This window comes from Mesorhizobium sp. M5C.F.Ca.IN.020.29.1.1 (assembly GCF_003997375.1).
Lineage (GTDB): Bacteria > Pseudomonadota > Alphaproteobacteria > Rhizobiales > Rhizobiaceae > Mesorhizobium > Mesorhizobium wenxiniae.
In genome coordinates this window covers 1-1,990 of record NZ_RZSW01000813.1, presented here as the reverse complement: position 1 = coordinate 1,990, position 1,990 = coordinate 1, and the positions used below count along the sequence as shown (strand labels likewise).

3 protein-coding genes are annotated in these 1,990 nt (G+C 53.6%); 1 reads left to right on the top strand and 2 read right to left on the bottom strand.

What is annotated here, in order from left to right; all coding sequences use genetic code 11:
• Nucleotides 1-257 (top strand): hypothetical protein (locus EOA85_RS39615; protein WP_245486285.1); only part of this gene is annotated, 257 nt, incomplete at its 5' end.
• Between the two features lie 70 nt (nt 258-327).
• Here EOA85_RS39615 and EOA85_RS33835 read toward each other — a convergent pair.
• Both EOA85_RS33835 and EOA85_RS38360 read right to left on the bottom strand, forming a co-directional pair.
• A complete protein-coding gene (locus EOA85_RS33835) occupies nt 328-1,647 on the bottom strand; it encodes an aspartate aminotransferase family protein (RefSeq protein ID WP_127212595.1) in 1,320 nt (439 codons plus the stop codon).
• 40 nt (nt 1,648-1,687) lie between these two features.
• A partial coding sequence (locus EOA85_RS38360; RefSeq protein WP_206523443.1) for a hypothetical protein occupies nt 1,688-1,990 on the bottom strand: 303 nt, incomplete at its 5' end.

The window sequence follows — 1,990 nt, the reverse complement described above, 5'->3', positions numbered from 1 at the left end:
GCGCCTATCCTGCAATAATGGCAGGAACCGCATCGATAATTCGGATCAATCGCCACAAAATCTCCCGCCTGATAGGGCCTGACCTGGTCTCCGGCTGCGACAATAATGCCGCAGTGCTCGTGACCGAGACTGATAGGATAGCCTTCATCGCGGTGGCCCAGATAGAAGGATCTATCTGTCCCGCAGACCCCGCAGAATTCGATTCTTATTCGCACGAAGTCTGGTGGGAGGTCCTCGCTCAGCGCATCGCACGTTAGGATTAAACGGCGCGGAGAAACAAGGCGAGCGACACTGTTGGATCGTACGGGCATATTGCATTCCCCTGTGTTATCGTGACGAGAGGCTTTGAAGCGCATCCCGCGCGGCATCGACAGTGATTGCTATGTCTTTGGCGGAGTGCGCTGCGGACAGGTACCAGAGGCCTTCTGGCGTGATCCGGACGCCTCGATCCTGCAATGCGAGGTGCCATGCGCGCTGGAGGCTAAAATCTAGACCTTCGGCTGCCGAACGATGGTTGATGACCTGTGTGGAAGCGGCCCTGAAGGCTGTAGTGACTGCGCCTGGGCTCGCCCGAACTACAAGAGGTAGCTGAGTTTGCCCTGCTAGATCTCTAAGGCTCCGCTCGAGCAATGCCGCATGATGATGTACACGCTGGAGCTTTGCGCCGGAACTCGCCGCAAGGAGGGTCAGATGCCTCAAGGCCCCCGCGACGGCAGGCGGATAGGCATTATAGGTTCCTGTGTGCACGGTATTGGTTTCGACCAGTCGCTTCATAACATCCGTTCGACCAGCAAAGGCAGCGAGACAGACGCCTCCGCTTAGTGCCTTTGCAAACGCGCTTAGGTCTGCGGCGACGCCAAAGTGCTCTGCAGCTCCTCCGAGCGAAATGCGAAAGCCGGTTTGGACCTCGTCGAAAACCAACAGCGCGCCGTTCGCGTCGCATTGTTCTCGAAGAAACCTGAGAAACCCTTCGAACGGGTGGATATTGCTCCAGAAGCCATTGAACATAATTGGCTCGGTAATGACCGCCGCAACTTCTCCACGACATTTCTCAAAGGCATTTGTGACTGCTTCCGGGTCATTCCATTCGACTGCCAATATGTTTGAGGCATCAGAGGAGGGCTGGCCGAGAGACATCGGCACGGGTAAAGATGGACCCTCCGGGCTGGCATTCACGCCCGAAAATCCCCAGGCTATGCCATCATACCACCCATGATAGTGGCCGATGAATCTGATAATTTTCTCTCGACCAGTTGCCGATCGAGCGAGTCGAGTGCAGGCATGTATTGCCTCTGAACCAGAATTGCAAAACCTGACCATTTCGGCATTGTTCACAAGCGAGCAAATTAATTCTGCAAGTTCTATCTCTGCCTCTATCTGACCTGCAAAAAATTGGCTCACTTTAAGTTGACGGTATATCGCATCTATGAGCTCTGGTTCTCCGTGACCAAGAATCAGTGGTCCCCTGCCCAACACATAATCAATGTATTCGTTGCCATCCACATCCCACACTCGAGCACCATCACCTCGAGCGTAGTAGAGGGGGAATGGCGTCCAATTCGCTCGATTTCCGCTCGAGACACCTCCTGGGATGACAGCGCGCGCTCTCAAGAGGAGAGCTTCAGATCGAGTATACGAATTGCTCATTTTGCCTCCCGAAGGCCAGAAAATAGAGCGCAAGAAGTTCTCAAGGCGGAAGAACAGGATTTGCGCTGAAGCGATGGATGTTGAACAAGACGAGACACCACGAAAGTTCCTCCAGACCAGCACCTTGTTTGCATTCGTAGGCGGCAGACAATTTGCCGAGCGAAGTGCATGACATATCTAGGGACATGACGTGAAATATCAATATATATTTCACGATATATTGCGGTATATTGTTGACAGCAGCTGGTTCCACAAATTCTAGGCTTGAATATTTACGCCTTCCGTCGGCGAGCGAACTGCGCGGAATACCACGCCTGGCGCTTGCATGGGCACTGTACATAAC

What these genes read in the sequence shown, in the direction of transcription:
- EOA85_RS33835 (WP_127212595.1), bottom strand. Translation starts at nt 1,647, where the DNA reads ATGAGCAATTCGTATACTCGATCTGAAGCTCTCCTCTTGAGAGCGCGC.